The organism is Halomonas sp. BDJS001 (assembly GCF_026104355.1).
Classification (GTDB): Bacteria; Pseudomonadota; Gammaproteobacteria; order Pseudomonadales; family Halomonadaceae; genus Vreelandella.
In genome coordinates, this window is the sequence record NZ_CP110535.1 from 921,504 (window position 1) to 939,942 (window position 18,439).

Here is an 18,439-nt window from a genome sequence, read left to right on the forward strand (position 1 = left end):
TTTAGACGGGAGCCCCCATGGCCTCTAACCGCCGTGAATTGATATCACTGATAGAGCAGGGCGTGATACCGCCTGAACAGATGACGCGCGCAGTGCAAGCGTCTGGGTTACATCCTTCTCCCCGCGCCTGGGCGCTGTTTATTGATCGCCTGCTGCTGTGGCTAGGCGGCTTGGCGCTGGCCTTCGCGGTGCTGTTTTTCGTGGCTTACAACTGGACAGAAATGGGGCGCTGGCTGCGCTTTGGGATGGTGCAGGCAGCAGTGGTGCTGGCGGTGGGCATCGCTGTTTGGAGCAAAGCCACTCCTACGGTTAAGCGGGTAGCGCTAACGGCTGCTTCGCTGCTGGTGGGCGTTCTGCTGGCGCTGATTGGGCAGGTCTACCAAACTGGTGCCGACCCGTGGCAGCTGTTTTTTAGCTGGGCGGTGCTGACGCTGCCCTGGGTATGGGTGGCGCGCTTTGAGCTGCTCTGGGTGCTGTGGCTGGGGTTACTTAATTTGGCCGTCGGGCTCTATTTCCGTACCTGGGGAGGGCCGTTTGGCGTTTTGGCCAGTAGTGAGGCTGCGCAGTGGGGGCTCTTTATACTCAACACCCTGGTCTTGGCAGTCTGGGAGTGGGGCGCTCATGACCGGGGTTGGCCACAGCAGTGGGCGGTACGCCTGCTGGCACTAGGGAGCGGGGTGCCGATAACGCTGTTAATGATGACGTTGATCATCGAGGTAGGCCTCTCGTGGTCGCCAGTGCTGGCGAGTTACCCACTCTGGTTGGCAGTGCTATATGGCGTTTACCGCTACTGGCGGCCTGATCTGTTTATGATCGCGGGAGGCTGTATTTCGCTATTAACAGTGGCCACGCTACTGCTTGCCAGGCTGTTGCTCTGGGAGGGTGATTGGCAGGAGGGAAGTCTGATGCTGATCGCCATCGCGGTGCTGGCGATGGGCGCCGGAGCGGTGGTTTGGCTGAAGCGGCTGCATCAGGAGATGTCCCAGTCATGAACAGCATTAACGATTTAAAAGCCAGGCTGAACCAAGCGGGCATTGTGTTAAACGAGCCAGCAACCCCAGCGTCGCTGGAAACACCCTGGGTTGTGCGCGTGCTGCAGGCGTTTTCTGGCTGGTTGGCGGCGCTGTTTCTGCTCGGTTTTGTCGCCATGGGCGTGGTGTTTGTGGTGGAGAGCCCGGCGGCGTCGTTAGGCTTGGGACTAGCGATGATTGGCGCGGCTTATGGGCTATTTCGCAAAGCTCGCAGTGATGTACTTGAACACCTGGCGCTGGCGGTGAGCTTAGCCGGGCAGTTGCTAATCGCTTGGGCCGCGGTAGCGTTTTGGGAGGAATCTGCGACTTCATTATGGGCGCTGGTGGCGTGGTCGCTATTTGGCTTGCAGAGCGTATTGGCGCTGGTGATGCCGAGCCTGCTTCATCGCACGTTTTCCGCTTTTGCCGCCAGCTTGGCGCTCTATATGGCGCTGGCGATGAGCGCGATGGCGTTAGTGGCGAGTGGGTTCGTGTTGTTGGCGCTGACGCTACTCTGGCTAAATGAGTTTCGTGGGCCTGGGAGTATTCGGGTCGTACAGGCGTGGGGCTATGGGCTGTTATTAGGCCTGTTGGTGATGCAAGGATTAGCGCATAGCGGCCAGTCGTTCGTCTTCTGGTTTGACGCCCACAGCACCAGCGTTCTGGCATGGTCGGCCCCCTGGTTGAGCGCCGTGATGGTAGCGCTCTCTCTGGCGCTGCTGTTGTATAACGTTGCGAAATCCAAACCCCATTGGTCGCTCTATCTAAGCCCGATCGCATTGCTGTTGATCAGTTTTTATGCGCCTGGTGTGGGCCAGGGCCTGGTCGTTGTGTTGTTAGGGTTTGCGATGGGCCATCGCCTAGTGATGGGGCTTGGGGTATTGTCGCTGCTGATGGGCATTGGCAGCTATTACTATTGGCTGGACGCGACGCTGTTAACCAAGGCTCTAACCCTACTGTTTACCGGTGGCGTGCTGCTTACGCTGCGTTTGGCGCTACACAAGTGGTTGAGTATAGAGGGTAATATGCCGTCTCCTTCTGAGGGAGGTCACGGAAAATGAGGCTGAAAGCCAAGCGTCATCGCTGGATAGTGCTCTTAGCCACTGTTGTCGTGCTGGTGCTGGTAAACGGTGCGATTTGGCAGAAAGAGCATCACCTGGCCGAGGGTGAAATCGTTTACCTGGAGCTTGCGCCAGTCGACCCGCGCTCATTGATGCAGGGCGACTATATGGCACTCAACTTCGCACTCGCCAATCGAATTCACAGCGCGCTGTTTCGACAAGACTATGCTCAGCAAGATGGGCCTCAAAAAGCAAGCAATGGCTATGTGGTTGTACGCTTGGATGAACAGCGGATCGCGCATTTTCAGCGCCTCGATGATGGCAGCGCTTTAGCCGATGACGAACGACGGCTGCGTTACCGCCTGCGCAACGGTCAGGTACGCTTTACCACCGATGCGTTCTTCTTCCAGGAGGGCCACGGCGAACGCTATGAGGCTGCCCGTTACGGGCAGTTTAGGGTGAATGACCAAGGCGAGCCGCTGTTGGTGGCTATGTACGATGATGAGCTTAACCGGTTAGGCGAAATAACTAAGTGATACCCGCCTTAACGCCGCTACGCCTTGCACCTTCAAGCAAGGTAGGCTGTACTTTGTCCTCTCACTAACACGGATAGCCCAGCAATAACGCTGGGCTGGCTCGGCGACGGAGCTGTTGGTGGTTAGCAAATTGGCCCACTTAAATGAAATAAGGCATATATGAAAGCACAAGGCTCGTGGCTCGCATGGGGTGTGTTGGTGCTGGCACTCACCTTTTCCAGCCTATGCGCGGCGCAAACTCAAGGAGGAGAGAGCGAGGACAGTCGGTGGTTTACGGTTGACTCACTCAATACAGGGCTTGGCGAGGCTCCTGAAGAGGTCGTCCGGGTAACACCAAGGGAGTCGATCAGGAGTTTTCTGGAGCTGACGGGGCAAGAGGAGTATGAGGCCGCTGCCCATATGCTCAACCTTGACGAATTCCCAGAAGGCGAACAGCGCGAGCAGGGGAGTGAGCTAGCTCGCCAACTGGCAGAGATTTTCCAACGCGGTGAGTGGCTGAGTGTTTCTGATCTGCCTGGCCGGGAAGATGCGGTGATTGAAGAGTCTTCGGGTGAAGATCCGCGCGTCGGCGAGGCGCGTCGTAATATCGAAGTGTCGTCCTTAAAAGCCGGTGGCGAAACCTACGATATTCGGCTGGGCCGTTACCGCGTCGGTGAACAAGAGCCCGTCTGGCTAATCATGCCGATCAGCGTGTCATACATCCCCGTGCTTTATGAACAATACGGCCCCTCGATGCTGGAAAGCTATATCCCCAAGCGTCTCCAGGGGTCATTTGGCATCTTGAAGATTTGGGAGTGGATAGCCATTCCCCTTTTCTTGATCTTTGTTGGCATGGTTGGGTGGGCGATTCACCGTTTGATTGGTTTGATATCGAAATGGCTGCCGTCTGGGGTATCAAGCATTTTTGCCAGCCAAATCGGTACCCCCGCCGCGCTTATTGCGATGTCTCTGGCCACCCAAATGTTGCTGGACTATGTGGTGTCGTTTTCGGCCGTGGCCACGACCACTTTCCGGGTACTATTGATCACTGTTTTGGCTTGGGCTGTCGGCACGATTTCATTACGTTTGGTGGATACCATCATGCTGCGTTTGACGCGGCGCATTGTCGGCGAAATCGATGATACCAAGCCCCGAGACCAGCGTAGGCTGCTGACCTCCCTGTATGCACTGCGGCGTCTAATTATTTTGATCACCGTGACCGGTGTTTCCATTTACATTCTTGGGCAAATTCAGCTCTTTGAATCACTTGGCTTATCCATCCTGGCGTCTGCCAGTGTGTTAGCGGTACTGGTAGGTGTTGCGGGCCAGGCGGTATTGGGCAATATTTTGGCGTCCTTTCAACTCTCGTTTGCCAAGCCCATTCGTATTGGCGATCTGGTGATTTTTGAAGATCAATGGTGCTACGTAGAAGGTATCTTTTATACCTTCATTCGCTTAAGAACCTGGGACGAGCGGCGTTTGATCGTGCCCGTCACGTACTTTACGTCCAAGCCGTTCGAGAATCTGTCGGTCAAGAGTACCAAGATGTACCGATTCCTGGAGATGAGCCTACATTTGAGCGCCGATATTGGCATAGTAAGGGATAAGTTTATTGAGTTTGCCAAAGAAGAAGATAGCGTTATCGAGCACCACAAATTGCTGTGCTACGTGACCGCGCAAACGGGTACCGCACAAACCGTCTCTTGCTACCTAATGACCTCAGATCCAATGGCGGGCTGGGCAGCCGAAATGAGTGTAAGAGAAAAACTGTTGGCCTTTATTCGCGATAACCATCCAGAGTGGTGGCCAAGAGAGATCGTGGTGATCAGCCACAACGATATCGCCCGTGGGGCGCAAGGTAAGCACTCTTCCGGAACGGATAGTGCTGAGGTAAAACCATCGGAATAAAATACTGCTATGCAGCGTCAGACGGCGCTGCTTTCTTGTAAATAGCAATAAAGAGGAGTGACTATGCACACTCGTTGAACAAGCGACTGAGCACTGGGTTTATCTTGCCCCTCTTCTTAGCGACCCACATACAGAAGCGGAATACGACGCCCGGGTCGAGGCGTTGGATGAGATTCTTGATCTTGTCGGTGAAGATGAGTCTCACTCCCTTGCCGGTTTGGCGAGTAGCTTGGGCGGGCACGGCACTAAATGAAACCATTCGCTTGGCCACCTAGATAGATAGGAAAATTGTGCTCAGTGTGTGAATGAGGAACTTTTTTGCTATCATTGATGAAAATCCATCTCTCAGAGGTGCGCCATGCCAGCCCTTTCTCAAACAAAGCCCACCCCGGAAATGGTGCTAGCTAAAGCAGTTTTGCGTGCTGCTGAGCAATTGGGGTTATCGCAGTCTGATTTGGCAGAAGTGCTAGGCGTACACCGCACGACTATTACCCAACTTAAAAAAAGCCTGAAGCTTGACCCGAACTCTAAGCAGGGTGAACTAGCTCTGCTGCTTATTCGCTTGGCTCGAGCGTTATTCGCTCTTACCGGAGGCGACCATGCATGGATTCAGCATTTTATGCGAACATCCAACCGTGTTACTGGTGGCATCCCGGCCGAGCAGGTCACACGGTTGGAGGGGCTGTTTGCGGTACTGAGATTCGTGGATGGTATGCGGGGTAAAGTGTGAGTGTGTGGGAAGCCTGTGGCGGCGCGCGAAATATTGAACCTATTTCCGGAACCCTTTATCGACTGGTGGAAAGTCAGGAGCAAGTCGCAACGCTTAGCTATGTCGACACGTTAGAAGAGCAGGAGATGCTTGAAGCACTGCTTGAAACTGCTAAACCGCCTTACCCTGAACAGGAGCGAGACCTGCACTATCTTCTAAAAACCCCTTTTCGCTATCCGCCACTCAAATGGGGATCACGCTTTGGCCGAACTTTTGAGCCGAGCATCTTTTATGGTGGCAAAAGCATTGTTACAACATTAGCTGAATCTGCTTTCTACCGGCTTGTCTTCTGGGGCTCAATGGAAGGGGAGCCGGTGGCGGAGTCACTTCGCTCAGAACACACGCTCTTTTCGGTGGACTATGCCGTTAAATGGGGAGTGAGGTTAAACGCAGGGCCCTTCATCGAACACCTTGATGTATTAAAGCAACCGGTTGATTACACCCCGTGCCAGCAATTGGGCAGTGCGATGCGCACAGCGAACGTTGAAGCCTTTGAGTACGCCTCCGCAAGAGATGTTCAGGGTGGTGCGTGCGTGGGCTTGTTTACACCTGAAGTGTTCAAACAGCATGAGCCAACCGACATGCGTCCATGGCTTTGCGTAACCAATGCCGATCAAGTGTCGTTCAAACGCAAAGATGCACTTGGTGTGTATACCTACTATCTCAATGATTTTCTGTATAACGGTGTGTTGCCGCTTCCTGCTTAGATGACAAGATTGGCACTTGTTGATGATTAACACATTGTTGGTAGAAAGAGTTATGACAAAAAAACGCGAAGGAGTGGTTGCCTAAATGCCTTTAAATATCGTGCAGCGTTTACTACCCGGATGGGGCGTCACTTATAGCCCACCGGGCGATGGCCCTTTTCCAGCCATCATGCTGCTGCATGGATCCGAAGGCGCTTGGGCAGGCTGGAGCCACCGGGATGCAATGCTACTCGCCGCCCATGGTTTCTTGGCGTTCCCTTATGGCTACTCAAGCGGCGGTAATGCATGGAACGCGGGGCATATTATTGATTACCCGCTCGAACGCAGCGTGGAGGCGTTTAAAGCCCTCAGGGAATTCCAGTCTGTTGATGAGCGGGTAGGGCTTTATGGTGTTTCACGCGGCGCCGAGCACGCGTTATTGCTCGGCTCACTGATGGCTAAGGATAAGATCGAAGGCGCTCCAGATGCTATTGCTGCGCATAGCCCGCCCGATGTGGTGTGCGGTGCCTTTGATGCTCGCAGCTTCCGCGATGCGGGTGACCCGGGCTGGCAAGCCTGGGATGTCAGCAAACGCGCCTGGACATGGCGTGATAGTCACGAAGGCTTGCTGCCGACCACGACGATCGAAATCGAACGCTATCCCGGCCCGCTACTGTTTTCCCACGGCACCAAAGACCGAATGTGGTCGGTTGAGATGACCAGGCGTCTGGAACAACGCCTGCACGAGCATGGCCGCTCGCCAGAAGTGCACTACTATGAAGGTGAAGATCATATACCTAGTAGCGCTGGGCAGAATAGGCATTACGAGCTGATTCTAAGCTTCTTTTCAAAACACCTTTAAAGCTGAGTTTCTGGAGTAAAGGGTCAGCGTTTTATTTCTATTTCTCGAGTTTTGCATCACAGGTAAAGGCTATATGATCCCACTTCATGACTACCTGACCTTTCTCTCCATCGTGACGCTTATCGTGGTCTCCCCAGGAGCGAACCTGTTCCTGCTGCTTCAGGTGACGCCGGTGCAAGGCCGTGTTACGGGTGTGGTGATGACCCTAGGCTTCTGTGCAGCAATCATCTCTCATGCCACGCTAGCTCTCGTCGGTGTTGGGGCAATCGTCGCAGCCTCGGTGACGCTATTCACGATTATCAAGTTCGTGGGGGCTGCCTATCTGATTTGGCTCGGCATCAAGGCGCTGCGAGTGGCGCTAACGAAAACGCCAGCCGTTGCGTCCCAGGCGACAGATGATGAAACTGAAACCTTACCGAAAATGAGTGGCAGACAGGCCTTCGTGCGAGGCTATCTCACGAATATCCTCAACCCTAAGCCCGCTATCTTCTACGTTGCGGCCTTTCCCCAGTTTCTGAGCACTGGCGGAATGACCTACTGGCTGGGGGGGGCTCGGGATGGGGGCTAGCCATGCCCTAATCGCTATGCTCTTCTACGGCTTCGTCGTTTTTGCTTTGGAGAGAGCCGCTAAATGGCTAAGGCAACCGCGTGTTTGGAAGTCGATACAGAGCGTATCCGGTTTAGTTTTTCTCCTTATCGGTGGACGTTTCTTGATTTCGCGCGCCCCCGCTTAACTCTTCTGGGCCTGAATGAGTTCAGTCTAGCTGGCGTCTTAGAATTGCTTTTATGTAGCCAGCTAGTTTGTTTTTCTGTTCTTAAATTTATGGCCTAACGGCGGTGACTTCGATTTCTACCAGCCAGCCGGGATTGACCAGTGCATCGACGACCATCGCGGAACGAACGGGTAGGTTAGGCTGCTCTTCAGTACCAAAGAATTGTGTATAGCCGGCCATAAAGCCTTGAAAATCGACCGTTTCTCCCTCTGGCGCTACCAGAAACGCCTGCATTTTGATGATATCGCCCACACCTAATCCAAGGCTTTCCAGCTGTGCCTCAATGCGGTTCATCACCGTGACCGTTTGTTCCTCTGTGGTTCCGAACGCTTCCATACTGTTTGGATCAGCTTCTTCATTAATGACACTAGGAACCGTGCCGCTGAGATAAACCATTGTCTTATCAGCAGGTACTTCAACTGCTTGAAGTATAGGAAAATCAGAGTTTGGAATAGGGTGGCGAATGATATCTTCAGCTAGTGCATTGCTTGCATAGGCAGAAAGAAGTGTTAGGCCGATAATCGTGCTTTTAAGGCTCATCATGTATTTCCCTTTGAGTGAGTAATGAACATATGCTGCGCTGCTGAGTCGTTACTGGACAATCCCTACCGCATGCTGTTTACCAGTTCTGCGTTAGCGTTATTGTCAGCATAATTGTTGCCAAAGTTGGTGCGGATAAAGTTCACGACAGAAGCAACTTGCTCGTCATCTAGTAAGCCGCCTAGCGGAGGCATGGCTTTATGTCCGTGGATAACAAGGCTGATAGGGTAGGCTGTCGCCATCAAGCTAGAGTTGTTCGCTAGTGCTGGGTATTCTCCTGCTCCTTTAGCGCCTTGCCCATTGGGCATGTGGCACCCTGCGCAAACGCCCGCATAGATAGAGGCACCATCGGTTTGAGTCAACGCGGAAGGGTCGTCGAACCAATTGCTGGTATCAATTGAGGTTTCCTGTGCGAAGGCCGACATGGAAAGAGCGAGTGCTGCTATTGATGTAATAAGTGTTTTCATATCGCGACCTCCTCAAGCCTCAGTAATGGTGGTGTGTAGGCGTTCGACAGCATCCAATGCGGAGAGAACGGCCCCCTCCATCCAGGCAGGAAGGTATGAAATATGCTCACCGGCCATTAGCGTTCGGCCATCCATTGCGGTGGCATCCAGATAGTCCGCTTCCCGGTCTTGCCACAGGCCATAGCAACCTAATGTCCATGGGACACGATGCCATGCCACTGAGGCGCCTGTTTTGAACTCATCGTAATACTGAGGATGGATCTGGGAGCCGTACTCCATGACCTTGGCGATACGATCTTCGGGAGAGAGAGCGTTAAACTGATAGGCGAAGGCGCCCCAAGGGTAAGCGGCCAGTAAGACAGCGGGGCCATCGCTAAACATATTGTAGGGTGGGTAAGAAATTAGCGTAATGGGTAGGTTGGTATAGCTAATGCCGCCATAGATATGTTCATCCTCTTCCCAAAAGCGTCTTTTAAACTCCAGGCCAGCTTTGAACGCTGAAGCATAGGGCATGGAATCAATGATTTCGCTCATTCGGGGAGAGAAGTCGTGGTCGATTTGACTGAGTACCGAAAATGGAATGGTGCAAATGCAGTAATCGGCGCTCTCTATTTGTTCACTACCGCTACCGTCAGTTGAAACCCAAGACGCAGTGACTTGGTCGTCTTCGTGTTTAATGCGGGTAACTTGCGCATTATAGGTAATCAGTTCGCCAACCTGTGTTTCAAAACCTCTCGCAATCATGTCCATTCCACCCACCGGCTGGAAAATGGTGGACTGCATATGCAGATTATCGCCAGCTGTCAGGTTGCGCCATAGTGTTGAATTCAGTATTTCTGACAATGAATGTATGGGTGATGGCTCAGGTTTACCGTCAACACCGCCCCCTTCATGATGCGCCCAGCCCCGAAAGGCCGAAGATTCAGAACCGGACACATATTCAAACTCGTCATTCAGCGCACCATAACGTTGTAGCGCAGCCATAAGTTTTTCAGCGTCTTCGGCGGTGACTTCCTGGTCTAATCCTTTTTGATCAACGACTTTGGCAAGTAGCTCTGCCACGTGGCCTCTGAAATCAGTGGCTACTTCCTTAAAGCGCTGAGGCTTACCATCAAAGGCTTCTGAGTCGTGTAAATAGGCGTTGTAGTTGACCTGGATAAAAGGTTCTAGCTTCACCCCGAAGCGTTTGCAATAGTCCAGTATGGCAAAGTGATCAGAGGGGATCCGCCATGGGCCGGGGTTTAAGTAGTTGCCCTCTGCAAAGTCGATATGCTGGGTAAATCCGCCTAACTCGGTGTAGCTGTCTCCTCCACGTAGTGTCCAACAACGGCCACCTGCTTTATCTCGGTATTCAAGAACTTTTACGTTGTAGCCCGCATTGCGCAGCTCAAAAGCAGCCGTCATGCCCGCTAAACCAGCCCCTAATATTAAGATATTGGTGTTATCGGGGGCTCCCTGAAGGTTTAAACGCCCCCGCCAATTGGATGGGGAGGCAAAGCCCATTGTACTCATTGCGGAATACATGGCCGCAGCCCCCGCCACCGCCCCCACCATGCCTAAAAAAGACCGACGCGTCACACCTTCTGGATTGAATGACATTGCTACCTCGCTATGAAGTCATAGGCAGGCAAGTAGAGTCCTTTCAGTAACGCGATATCGTCCTACTGCAGCAGGCAATATGATGAATGAATTTTCAGGGCTCTAATTATCCCGCCAATACACGTAACAATTGAAGGTATGCAGGTGATGTGCCAAATTAAATTAACCCCTTGTTTTGATTATATAAGTGAAAGTTAATGCACGTTTTAAAGTCAACACGCACCGATAGAAACATTCAACGTAGTGCACATTTCTAGGGAATATCTCCTCTTTGGGGCAGAAAGGGGATATTGGTAAGTGGATGCCAGCCTTCTATTGCCGCTTCAGTTCTTCCTCTACCCGTGCTTGAGCCAACCGCTTCGCCCCGGCAAAATCCGCTTTTCCAGAGCCAAGATGAGGAATGGTCTCTACCGTCAACCAGTGACTGGGAACTATCATGGCCGGGGTGCCGTTGGCGAGCATGGCGGCTTTAACGGTGTTGGCGTCTAGCGCTGTTTCTGAAAGCAGCACAATGCGCTCGCCTTTGCGGCTATCGGGAATGCTAACCGCCATCAGCGCGGTATCTGTATCCTCCAGAGCCGCTTTAACTGCCCCCTCAACGGCGCTGAGACTGATCATTTCCCCGCCAATCTTGGCGAAGCGGGCGTAACGGTCAATCAGGGTCAAAAAACCATCTTCATCGATAAAGCCTTTATCCCCGGTGATGTACCAGCGGTGACCATCGACCACGTGGAGCGCCTTGGCCGTACGCTTGGCGTCATTGAGGTAGCCCTGCATGATCTGCGGCCCGCTAATCAATATCATGCCGGCCTCGCCGGTGGGCAACTCTTCAAAGCTCTCCGGGTCGACGATTTTGAAGCTGGTGCCGGGCAGCGGCATACCGACGCTGCCTACTTTGCTGCCCCGCTGGATCTGTTGGTAATGGACACCCATGGCATCGGGAAGATTGACGGAAGCAACGGGGGCGATTTCGGTGGCGCCGTAGCCTTCGTAAATGGGCTTGTGGAATTTCAGCGCAAAGTTGTTACGCACGTTGTCATCGAGCTTCTCTGCCCCAGCGACCACGATCCTCAAGCTCTCCAACATCAGCGGATGCACCTTTGCGCTGCGTACAAACAGCCTTAAAAAGCTGGAAGTGCCGAACATAATCGTGGCTTTGTGCTTGGCAATCGCGCCCGCAATGCCAGGGGCATCGGTGGGGTCGGGGTGGCACACCAGCGGCAGCCCTTCCATCAGCGGCAGCAACTGGGTGACCGTAAGGCCAAAGGCGTGGAACAGTGGCAGTGAGCCCATCACCACGTCGTTGCTCTGGGTGTTGAGCACATCCGAGGTCTGTTTGATATTGGCCATCAGGTTGCGGTGGCTGAGCATTATGCCTTTGGGCTCGCCTTCACTGCCGCTGGAGAACAGAATGGCGGCGGTCGCGTCGGCATCGTGGCCATGGCAGAAGCAGCGCTGTAGTAGCCAAGTCGGCAGTATTCTCACCGCAAGCCAGGTGCTCAAGCGCTCGGCACGACCAATCGTGGTCTGCAGGTCTTCTAAAAAGACCACCTGCTGCTCGCTAAGCAATTGGCTAACGTCGAGCCCGCGCTGCTCAAGCTTCTTCACAAAGCGCTGTGAGGTGAACACGGTGGTGATTTCCGCCTGGGAAAGGGCGGACGTCAACGCTTCTTGGTCGGCGGTGTAATTAAGATTTACCAGTGTTTTACCCGCCAGCAGTGTGGCCATATTGGCAATGACCCCGGCACTGCTGGTGGGCAGCAGCAGGCCAACGTTTTGACCTGGGTTGAGTTTGCGAATCCGTTTTGCCATCAGCAGACTGGCGGTGAGTGCCTGGCTTGCGTTGAGTGGGCGGCCCAGCGTGTCGGCCAGGGCAAGCTCGCTAGGGCGGCGTTTAACGCTTTGAATCCAGGCGTTGGGTAGGCTGGAAAGCTCCCCCATGGCCTGCTGCCAGGAGCGGGTCGCCTGCTCAAAGATGCGCCGTTTGAGCACATCGGCAGGGGTGTCTTTGGGTAGCGGCTTGCCAAAGGCGACCACCACCGAGCGGTGCAGAGGCGCGTTACGCAGCTCCTTTAACTTGCTGGAGGAGCGGGAGAACTGGCTGCCCCAGAGGCCGCGCAGGTAGAAAGGCACAATCTTGACGTCTGGATTCGCCATTTCACAGGCGCGTTCATAGCCGCGGCGGAACTCGCCTAGTTGGCCGGTGCGGCTGATCGCCCCTTCGGGAAACAGGCACACCACCTCGCCTGCGTTGAGTTGTTCAGCAACATCGGCCAGGGCCTTGTCGGCACCGCTGCCGCGCTCGATGGGAATACAGCCCAGGGATTTTAAAAACCAGTTGAGGTACCAGCGCTGGTAAACCGATCTGAGCATCACAAAGCGTACCGGGCGGGGGCTGGCGATCTGCACCATGGCCCAATCCACCCAGCTGATATGGTTGCCCAGCAGCAGCACGCCGCCCTGGGCGGGCAGGTTCTGCAAGCCCTGCACATCAACCCGATAGCGGCGGGTCAGCAGAAAGCTCAACAGAAAGCGCACCAAACTCTGCGGCAGTTTAACAATGGTGTAGCCACCGCCGACCATCGCCACCGTGGCAATGAGCAACAGCAGGTAGTGGCTATCCACACCCGACAGGGCAAACAGCGCCGTGAGCACCAAAAAGCCCAGCATGGCGATGTTCTGGATCCAGTTATTGGCGGCCAGCACGGTGCCTAACTCGCTGTCGGCGGCGTGAAACTGGATCAGGGCGTTAAGCGGCACGATAAACAGCCCGCCCATCATGCCGATAAACACAAAGTTCAGCGCTTGGCCAACAGGCGTGGTGAACAGCGGTAGGCACCATAAACCCACGGCCACCCCGACGGCACCGACGGGAATCAAGCCTGTTTCTATGCGGTTATGTGAAAGCTTGCTGGCAAGCATAGAACCCAGCGCAATTCCGATACCGCTAGCCGCCAGAATGCCTTGCAGCACCAGGGTATTATCGATACTGAGGGCGTCTTTGGCATAGGCAGGAAAGGCCGCCAGGAGTACTTGGCCCACCGACCAAAAGGTGGCCAGGCCGATAATGGAGAGTCTAATGACCGGCTGGCGGGCGATAATCTGCAGGTTGTCTTTCAGCGCAGCACCCCTAATGTAGCGCTGCCAGGTCAACGGCGTATCGGATTGCGTCGTGCTATCAAGGGGCAAACGATAAAGCGTTGCCACCTGAATAGCGCTATTGAGCACTAGTAGCCACCCGAGCGGCGCTATTTGGCGCAGCAGCTGTGCTGGGGTTTGATCCCCTGGCGATACCCAGGTCTCAAACAGCGCGGTAAAAACCACGGTGCCCGCCAGAATGGCGCCAATGGTGACGGCCTGGATCATCCCGTTGGCCTCCGCCAGGCGCGGCTTGCCAAACAGCCCTTTTACCAAGCCGTACTTGGCTGGGGAGTAGAAAGCCGATTGAATCGCCAGCAGCAGTGTCATCGCAAAGGCCAGCCAGAACCAGCCTTGATAGTAGGCGGCGGTGATGCCCAGTGAGACAACAACGGCGGCCCAAGCGGATGCGCGCAGAACGCGTACCTTGGAGTAGCTGTCCGCCACATGGCCCGCCGGGCTAAACAGCAGGATAAACGGCAGCAGGATAAGTCCATTCACCAGTGCGGTGAGTACGACCTGTGTTTCACCGTCGTAACTTTTGAAGATCGTGTTCTGAATGACAATCTTGTGCCCCAAATCCACAAAGGCATTAAGAAAGATGGCGATCAGGTAGGGCAAAGCACCCTTGATATGTAGCAGTCGTTGCATGGTTGTGTAGCCTTTATAAGTCCCTGTAAGTAGTCGCACTTTCTAAGCAAGGCTTACTGGTTGCAACTCATTTGCACAAAGTCGTGTTATAGGTGCTGGTTGGTATCATTATTTGCTACTTTTAATGTGTGGTGCACCTTCATTCCGCTTACGAGATTACTATGTCCCAAGCTGATTCGCTGATTGAAACGCTAAAACGCCAGCTTCGCGCTCAGGATAAAACCTATGCCGATGTCGCTAAGTGGTTGGCGCTGAGCGAGGCCTCGGTAAAGCGCCTATTTGCTGAAAAGCACTTTACGCTATCGCGGCTGGAGTGTATCTGTGACCAGCTAAATATCGAATTCGCCGAGTTGGTGCAGACGATGCAAGCCGACGAGCAGCGTTTGCAGGCGCTCACCTATGCCCAGGAGCAGAGTATTGTGGATGATCGCGAGCTGTTTCTGGTGGCTGTTTGCGTTATCAATGGCTATAGCTTCGACGAAATTCATCACCAGTACCAGCTAAGTGAAGCCGAGTGTATTCAGCAGTTACTCAAGCTTGAGCGGCTCAAACTTATTGAGCTGCTTCCGGGTAATCGGATCAGGCGGCGGGTAGCCGCCAATTTCCGCTGGCAGGCGGATGGGCCGATCCAGCGCTTCTTTCAGCAGCATATCGCCAACGAGTTTTTCCGCTCCCGTTTCGATAGCGACAGTGAGAAGCTCATTGTGCTTAACGGACTATTATCCCCGGCGGGAAATGCTGAATGGCAGCAGACCATGCATCGCCTGGCTAAAGAGTTTCATTCCCTCTGCGAACGTGAGAGCGGGCTACCTATCCACCAGCGGTTTGGTACTACCTCTGTGCTGGCGGTACGGCAATGGCAGTATGGGCTGTTTCAGGATTACAAGCGGGGCGGCCAAATAGCCCCCAGCGCTACGTAGATGTGTTCCGGAAGAGAGTGGCCTCTTGTTCTAGCCACTCGACAAAGCGTGCTACCGCCGGTGGCGTTTCTCCATCACTGGGTAGAATCAGTTCGTAGGCGAACGGAGAAGCGAGCGGGTATCGTTCCGCAAAGGGGCGAACCAACACACCGCTCGCCAGCCGGTCAGCCACCAATGGGTAGCTGGCCAGTACCACGCCTTGCCCGGCAATGGCCTGATCGAGAGCTAGGCTGTAGAGCGAGTAATGGCGCTGGTGGGGGATCTTCTTGATGGCCACCCCGGCGTTTTTAAACCAGTCTTGCCAGCTTGGGATCGAATGGCCCGCATGGCTGCACCAGTCCACGGTGAGCAGTGTCTGGGCCAGCAGGTCGGCGGGTGTGTGTATGTTTTCCTGCGCTAACAGGGTGGGTGAGCAAACGGGAAAGAGGGTGTCTTCAAACAGACGCTGGCTGATGACGCCGGGCCAAGGGCCCTGACCGTAACGCAACGATAAGCGAGCCCTGTTGGGCATCCATAACGGTGGCGTTAAGCGCGCCTCGGCATCCAGAGAGATTTCGATTTGCCGCTCACTGGCTTCAAAGCCGGGTAAGCGGGGGAGTAGCCAAAGCTGTAGGAAAGAAGGCGGGGCACTCAGTAGCAAGCGAAAAGCATCTTCCGAGCGCTCGGTGACGTTCTGCACGCCGCTGGCAATACGCAAAAGACCCGCTTGCACATCCTCAGCAAGCCCCCGGCCTGCTTCAGTGGCACACACGCCATTGGCGTGCCGTTCAAACAGCACCACGCCCAAGTGATCCTCCAACTGTTTGACCTGTCGGCTAACGGCGCCAGGGGTTACCCCCAAACGATGCGCGGCGGCTTTGAAGCTATTTTCCCGCACCGCTTCGGCAAACGCGCGCAGTGCATTCAGCGGTAGCCTCTCAATCCTCATGGAGTGAGTTTTCCTAAGTCTAGGTTCGATAAGTAATCGTTTGTATGCCGTTTCGCTTCCTGCTCCAATGAGCGCCTTAATGCTACAGGAGCTCACAGTGAATAATCAAAGAATCGCCTCAAATGCCCATACTGCCAACATGGTAGAGCGTTCGCAGCGAAAGTCCGTGGATGCCACGGCAGCATCGCTAATGCTACTGTTTTGCCTGGTGTTGGGGTTTCAGCAGGTAGCGATTAAAGGCGTGGCTGAGGATATCTCACCTGTGGTGCAGGTTGCCCTACGCTCCACTATCGCCGGTTGTCTGGTGGGGTTGCTCGCCTATTGGCGCGGCATTCGCTGGGCGGACGTGGGGCGTCACTGGGGCCCTGGGTTACTGGTTGGCCTTGGGTTTGCTGCTGAGTTTGCTTTTGTCGCTTGGGGGCTGACCTACACGCTGGCATCGCATATGTCGGTCTTTCTCTACACCGCGCCCATCTTCGCAGCACTTGGACTACATCTCTGGGTGCCGGGTGAGCAGCTCTCCCTTCGTCAGTGGTGGGGCGTTGGCTTGGCGTTTCTGGGTATGGTGATTGCCATGGCGCCGAGCGGTGCCTATAGCATCGATATCCTCATTGGCGATGCGCTGGGTTTGCTCGCAGGCCTCTCATGGGCGGCCACCACTGTGGTAATCCGCAAGACCTCACTTTCCGAGGCTCCCGCAGAGCTCACTCTAAGCTATCAACTGAGTGTGACAGCGCTGCTGTTACTGCCAGTGGTGGCGCTGTCGGGGCAGTTAATGAGCGCGCAGTTTACGTCCATGGCGGTTGCTAGCCTCGCTTTTCAGGCGCTGATTATTTCATTTGCCGCGCTGATGCTGTGGTTCACGCTGCTTCGCCGCTATCGCGCGTCCCAGTTGGGCGTGTTCTCTTTTCTAGGCCCGCTTTTCGGCGTGCTTTTTGGTACCCTGTTGCTCAATGAGCCTCTCAGCATCAATTTCGTGCTGGGTGGTAGCGTTATTTTAGCGGGCATTGTCTTGGTGACGCGCTAAATAATGCGCTCTCCGTTGCGCTTCCACCTCTTCTACAATGGTTACACAAACAGCTATGAGCATTACTCCCTTCCAGGCGCTGGCCTGCCCATTAGATGGCAAGCCGCTAGCTCACTTGGGCAGCGCTTGGAGCTGCCCTGATGGTCACAGCTTTGATATTGCTAAGCAGGGTTACGTTAATTTACTGCCTGTGCAGCAAAAGCGTTCCCAAGATCCGGGTGATAGCAAAGCAATGGTAGCTGCCCGGCAACGCTTTCTAAACGCGGGGCACTACCAGCCCATTGCGGATGCCGTCATTCGTGCAGTCTTGAACCACGCTGAGGTTCAAACGCTAAGCAGTGAGCCGTTTAGCTGTCTGGATGCCGGCTGCGGTGAAGGTTACTACCTTCGCCAATTAGCTGACGCTGTGACTAACGCGCCACCACTTTCGCTGATGGGTTTGGATATCTCTAAGTGGGCGGTGCTGGCGGCGGCCAAACAAGATGCCAAGCAATCACCGCTAAGCAGTTGGGTAGTGGGCAGCAATGCACATTTGCCAGTGCAGACGGGAACGCTGGATAGCGTGCTGTGTATGTTTGGCTTTCCTGTGGCTAGCGAGTTTGCTCGTGTGCTAAAAACGGACGGTGTGCTGCTACAAGTAGAGGCGGGACCTGATCATTTGCGGGAGTTACGGGAGATTATCTACCCGACGTTAAAACCTGAGCGTTCAAGCGAGGTAGAAGCGCCTGCGGGCTTTACGCACCATAGCAGCGAGAGAGTAAGTTACTTGTTAACACTGGAGAGAAGCGAAGAAATTGCCGATCTGTTGGCGATGACGCCGCATCTTTACCGAGCCAGCGCTGAAGGGCGTGCTCGCGCAGCGGCACTAGATAGGCTGGAAGTGACGGTAGATGTGCGGGTAGAGCAGTGGCTAGGTTCCTAGCCTGGGCTATGCTCAAAAGACTCTGCTAAAAGTAATATCTCTAAACGCAACAAGGCCCGCATAAGCGGGCCTTATTATCCGAACCCCGAAAGGTTCGAGCAAATTCTTAAGCGCTATGTCTTAGAGACGTAGTCTTAAAAAAACTAGACTTAGGAAATTTGCTTGATGTTTGAAGCCTGAAGGCCTTTCTTACCCTGGGTAACGTCAAAAGAAACGTTAGCGCCTTCTTGCAGGGTTTTGAAGCCGTCTGCTTGAATTTCAGAGAAATGGGCAAACAGGTCATCGCCACCGTCAGAAGGAGCAATAAAACCGAAGCCTTTAGTATCGTTGAACCACTTAACTGTGCCAGTAGACATAGTAAAATTCCTTTCGCGCAAAGCGTTTAGTAAAGTTCCTGGTATCACCCAGATTAATAGCGGATAAAACAAGGAATACAATTACAGGCTTGCCGAAAGATCTCGTACACGTCTATCTCGTACATTTCTAAATCTTTTTCGTACACTTCTGAAACCATGCTTGCTTGCTAACCAACTGACGCTACAGTGTCACGGATTGTTCGATGTGTCAAAGGCTTTCTGGATTATCTGGCCTAGGGGGGAGGCGCTAATGGAAGCCTCGTTGCCATATGCGTTAGGTTCATATGCATCAGGCGAAACAGTTGAG

Annotated in this window: 18 protein-coding genes; 12 read left to right on the forward strand and 6 right to left on the reverse strand. The window is 54.1% G+C overall.

The window, feature by feature from the left end:
- The first annotated feature begins 17 nt into the window (after positions 1 to 17).
- The 9 genes from OM794_RS04400 (at position 18) to OM794_RS23305 (ending at position 7,545) form a co-directional block, all read left to right on the forward strand.
- Positions 18 to 992: a DUF2157 domain-containing protein gene (locus OM794_RS04400; protein WP_226247981.1), complete on the forward strand. Its 975-nt coding sequence runs from the start codon at positions 18 to 20 to the stop codon at positions 990 to 992.
- Positions 989 to 2,071 (forward strand): DUF4401 domain-containing protein, encoded by a 1,083-nt coding sequence (locus tag OM794_RS04405; RefSeq protein ID WP_226247983.1) that lies wholly within the window; start codon positions 989 to 991, stop codon positions 2,069 to 2,071. The genes OM794_RS04400 and OM794_RS04405 overlap by 4 nt, the downstream gene beginning before the upstream one ends.
- A complete protein-coding gene (locus tag OM794_RS04410) occupies positions 2,068 to 2,607 on the forward strand; it encodes a GDYXXLXY domain-containing protein (RefSeq protein WP_226247985.1) in 540 nt (179 codons plus the stop codon). Before OM794_RS04405 ends, OM794_RS04410 begins: the two co-directional genes overlap by 4 nt.
- A gap of 159 nt (positions 2,608 to 2,766) precedes the next feature.
- The gene (locus OM794_RS04415) at positions 2,767 to 4,494 is read left to right on the forward strand and encodes a mechanosensitive ion channel family protein (protein WP_226247987.1); all 1,728 of its coding nucleotides are present in this window, start codon (positions 2,767 to 2,769) and stop codon (positions 4,492 to 4,494) included.
- Positions 4,495 to 4,852: 358 nt separating this feature from the next.
- Positions 4,853 to 5,224, forward strand: coding sequence for an antitoxin Xre-like helix-turn-helix domain-containing protein (locus tag OM794_RS04420; protein WP_226247989.1), 372 nt, complete (start codon positions 4,853 to 4,855; stop codon positions 5,222 to 5,224).
- 2 nt (positions 5,225 to 5,226) lie between these two features.
- A complete protein-coding gene (locus tag OM794_RS04425; protein WP_226247991.1) occupies positions 5,227 to 5,970 on the forward strand; it encodes an RES family NAD+ phosphorylase in 744 nt (247 codons plus the stop codon).
- Between the two features lie 85 nt (positions 5,971 to 6,055).
- Positions 6,056 to 6,811, forward strand: coding sequence for an alpha/beta hydrolase family protein (locus tag OM794_RS04430; RefSeq protein WP_226247993.1), 756 nt, complete (start codon positions 6,056 to 6,058; stop codon positions 6,809 to 6,811).
- A 73-nt stretch (positions 6,812 to 6,884) separates the two neighbouring features.
- Positions 6,885 to 7,379, forward strand: a complete 495-nt coding sequence (locus tag OM794_RS04435; protein WP_264167791.1) for a LysE family translocator — start codon at positions 6,885 to 6,887, stop codon at positions 7,377 to 7,379.
- A 16-nt stretch (positions 7,380 to 7,395) separates the two neighbouring features.
- Positions 7,396 to 7,545 (forward strand): hypothetical protein, encoded by a 150-nt coding sequence (locus OM794_RS23305; protein WP_413229648.1) that lies wholly within the window; start codon positions 7,396 to 7,398, stop codon positions 7,543 to 7,545.
- Positions 7,546 to 7,632: 87 nt separating this feature from the next.
- Here the strand turns inward: OM794_RS23305 and OM794_RS04440 are convergent, their stop codons facing one another.
- From OM794_RS04440 to OM794_RS04455, 4 genes are all read right to left on the reverse strand, one after another.
- A complete protein-coding gene (locus OM794_RS04440; protein ID WP_226247995.1) occupies positions 7,633 to 8,127 on the reverse strand; it encodes a RidA family protein in 495 nt (164 codons plus the stop codon).
- A 62-nt stretch (positions 8,128 to 8,189) separates the two neighbouring features.
- Complete coding sequence (locus tag OM794_RS04445; protein WP_226247997.1) at positions 8,190 to 8,591, reverse strand: c-type cytochrome; 402 nt, start codon at positions 8,589 to 8,591, stop codon at positions 8,190 to 8,192.
- A gap of 12 nt (positions 8,592 to 8,603) precedes the next feature.
- Positions 8,604 to 10,190 (reverse strand): flavin monoamine oxidase family protein, encoded by a 1,587-nt coding sequence (locus OM794_RS04450; protein WP_226247999.1) that lies wholly within the window; start codon positions 10,188 to 10,190, stop codon positions 8,604 to 8,606.
- 312 nt (positions 10,191 to 10,502) lie between these two features.
- The gene (locus tag OM794_RS04455; protein WP_226248001.1) at positions 10,503 to 13,979 is read right to left on the reverse strand and encodes an acyl-[ACP]--phospholipid O-acyltransferase; all 3,477 of its coding nucleotides are present in this window, start codon (positions 13,977 to 13,979) and stop codon (positions 10,503 to 10,505) included.
- 161 nt (positions 13,980 to 14,140) lie between these two features.
- Here OM794_RS04455 and OM794_RS04460 point away from each other — a divergent pair, with 161 nt between their 5' ends.
- Positions 14,141 to 14,899: a helix-turn-helix domain-containing protein gene (locus OM794_RS04460; RefSeq protein WP_226248003.1), complete on the forward strand. Its 759-nt coding sequence runs from the start codon at positions 14,141 to 14,143 to the stop codon at positions 14,897 to 14,899.
- Here the strand turns inward: OM794_RS04460 and OM794_RS04465 are convergent.
- Positions 14,892 to 15,827 carry a LysR substrate-binding domain-containing protein gene (locus tag OM794_RS04465; RefSeq protein WP_226248005.1) on the reverse strand — a complete coding sequence of 312 codons (936 nt, stop codon included), beginning with the start codon at positions 15,825 to 15,827 and terminating at the stop codon, positions 14,892 to 14,894. The genes OM794_RS04460 and OM794_RS04465 overlap by 8 nt on opposite strands.
- A 97-nt stretch (positions 15,828 to 15,924) precedes the next feature.
- On the opposite strand from OM794_RS04465, the gene OM794_RS04470 reads away from it, so the two are divergent.
- Both OM794_RS04470 and OM794_RS04475 read left to right on the forward strand, forming a co-directional pair.
- Positions 15,925 to 16,854 (forward strand): DMT family transporter, encoded by a 930-nt coding sequence (locus OM794_RS04470; protein ID WP_413229646.1) that lies wholly within the window; start codon positions 15,925 to 15,927, stop codon positions 16,852 to 16,854.
- A 55-nt stretch (positions 16,855 to 16,909) separates the two neighbouring features.
- Positions 16,910 to 17,776, forward strand: a complete 867-nt coding sequence (locus tag OM794_RS04475; RefSeq protein ID WP_226248007.1) for a putative RNA methyltransferase — start codon at positions 16,910 to 16,912, stop codon at positions 17,774 to 17,776.
- A gap of 149 nt (positions 17,777 to 17,925) precedes the next feature.
- Here OM794_RS04475 and OM794_RS04480 read toward each other — a convergent pair whose 3' ends face one another.
- Complete coding sequence (locus OM794_RS04480) at positions 17,926 to 18,132, reverse strand: cold-shock protein (RefSeq protein WP_007111402.1); 207 nt, start codon at positions 18,130 to 18,132, stop codon at positions 17,926 to 17,928.
- Between the last annotated feature and the right edge of the window lie 307 nt (positions 18,133 to 18,439).

Excerpts from the sequence above, each read along its gene's own strand:
- OM794_RS04460 (WP_226248003.1), top strand. The coding sequence starts at position 14,141 with ATGTCCCAAGCTGATTCGCTGATTGAAACGCTAAAACGCCAGCTTCGC.
- OM794_RS04400 (WP_226247981.1), top strand. The coding sequence starts at position 18 with ATGGCCTCTAACCGCCGTGAATTGATATCACTGATAGAGCAGGGCGTG.
- OM794_RS04450 (WP_226247999.1), bottom strand. The coding sequence starts at position 10,190 with ATGTCATTCAATCCAGAAGGTGTGACGCGTCGGTCTTTTTTAGGCATG.
- OM794_RS04415 (WP_226247987.1), top strand. The coding sequence starts at position 2,767 with ATGAAAGCACAAGGCTCGTGGCTCGCATGGGGTGTGTTGGTGCTGGCA.
- OM794_RS04430 (WP_226247993.1), top strand. The coding sequence starts at position 6,056 with ATGCCTTTAAATATCGTGCAGCGTTTACTACCCGGATGGGGCGTCACT.
- OM794_RS23305 (WP_413229648.1), top strand. The coding sequence starts at position 7,396 with ATGCTCTTCTACGGCTTCGTCGTTTTTGCTTTGGAGAGAGCCGCTAAA.
- OM794_RS04420 (WP_226247989.1), top strand. The coding sequence starts at position 4,853 with ATGCCAGCCCTTTCTCAAACAAAGCCCACCCCGGAAATGGTGCTAGCT.
- OM794_RS04480 (WP_007111402.1), bottom strand. The coding sequence starts at position 18,132 with ATGTCTACTGGCACAGTTAAGTGGTTCAACGATACTAAAGGCTTCGGT.
- OM794_RS04410 (WP_226247985.1), top strand. The coding sequence starts at position 2,068 with ATGAGGCTGAAAGCCAAGCGTCATCGCTGGATAGTGCTCTTAGCCACT.
- OM794_RS04445 (WP_226247997.1), bottom strand. The coding sequence starts at position 8,591 with ATGAAAACACTTATTACATCAATAGCAGCACTCGCTCTTTCCATGTCG.
- OM794_RS04475 (WP_226248007.1), top strand. The coding sequence starts at position 16,910 with ATGAGCATTACTCCCTTCCAGGCGCTGGCCTGCCCATTAGATGGCAAG.
- OM794_RS04405 (WP_226247983.1), top strand. The coding sequence starts at position 989 with ATGAACAGCATTAACGATTTAAAAGCCAGGCTGAACCAAGCGGGCATT.
- OM794_RS04455 (WP_226248001.1), bottom strand. The coding sequence starts at position 13,979 with ATGCAACGACTGCTACATATCAAGGGTGCTTTGCCCTACCTGATCGCC.
- OM794_RS04440 (WP_226247995.1), bottom strand. The coding sequence starts at position 8,127 with ATGATGAGCCTTAAAAGCACGATTATCGGCCTAACACTTCTTTCTGCC.
- OM794_RS04435 (WP_264167791.1), top strand. The coding sequence starts at position 6,885 with ATGATCCCACTTCATGACTACCTGACCTTTCTCTCCATCGTGACGCTT.
- OM794_RS04465 (WP_226248005.1), bottom strand. The coding sequence starts at position 15,827 with ATGAGGATTGAGAGGCTACCGCTGAATGCACTGCGCGCGTTTGCCGAA.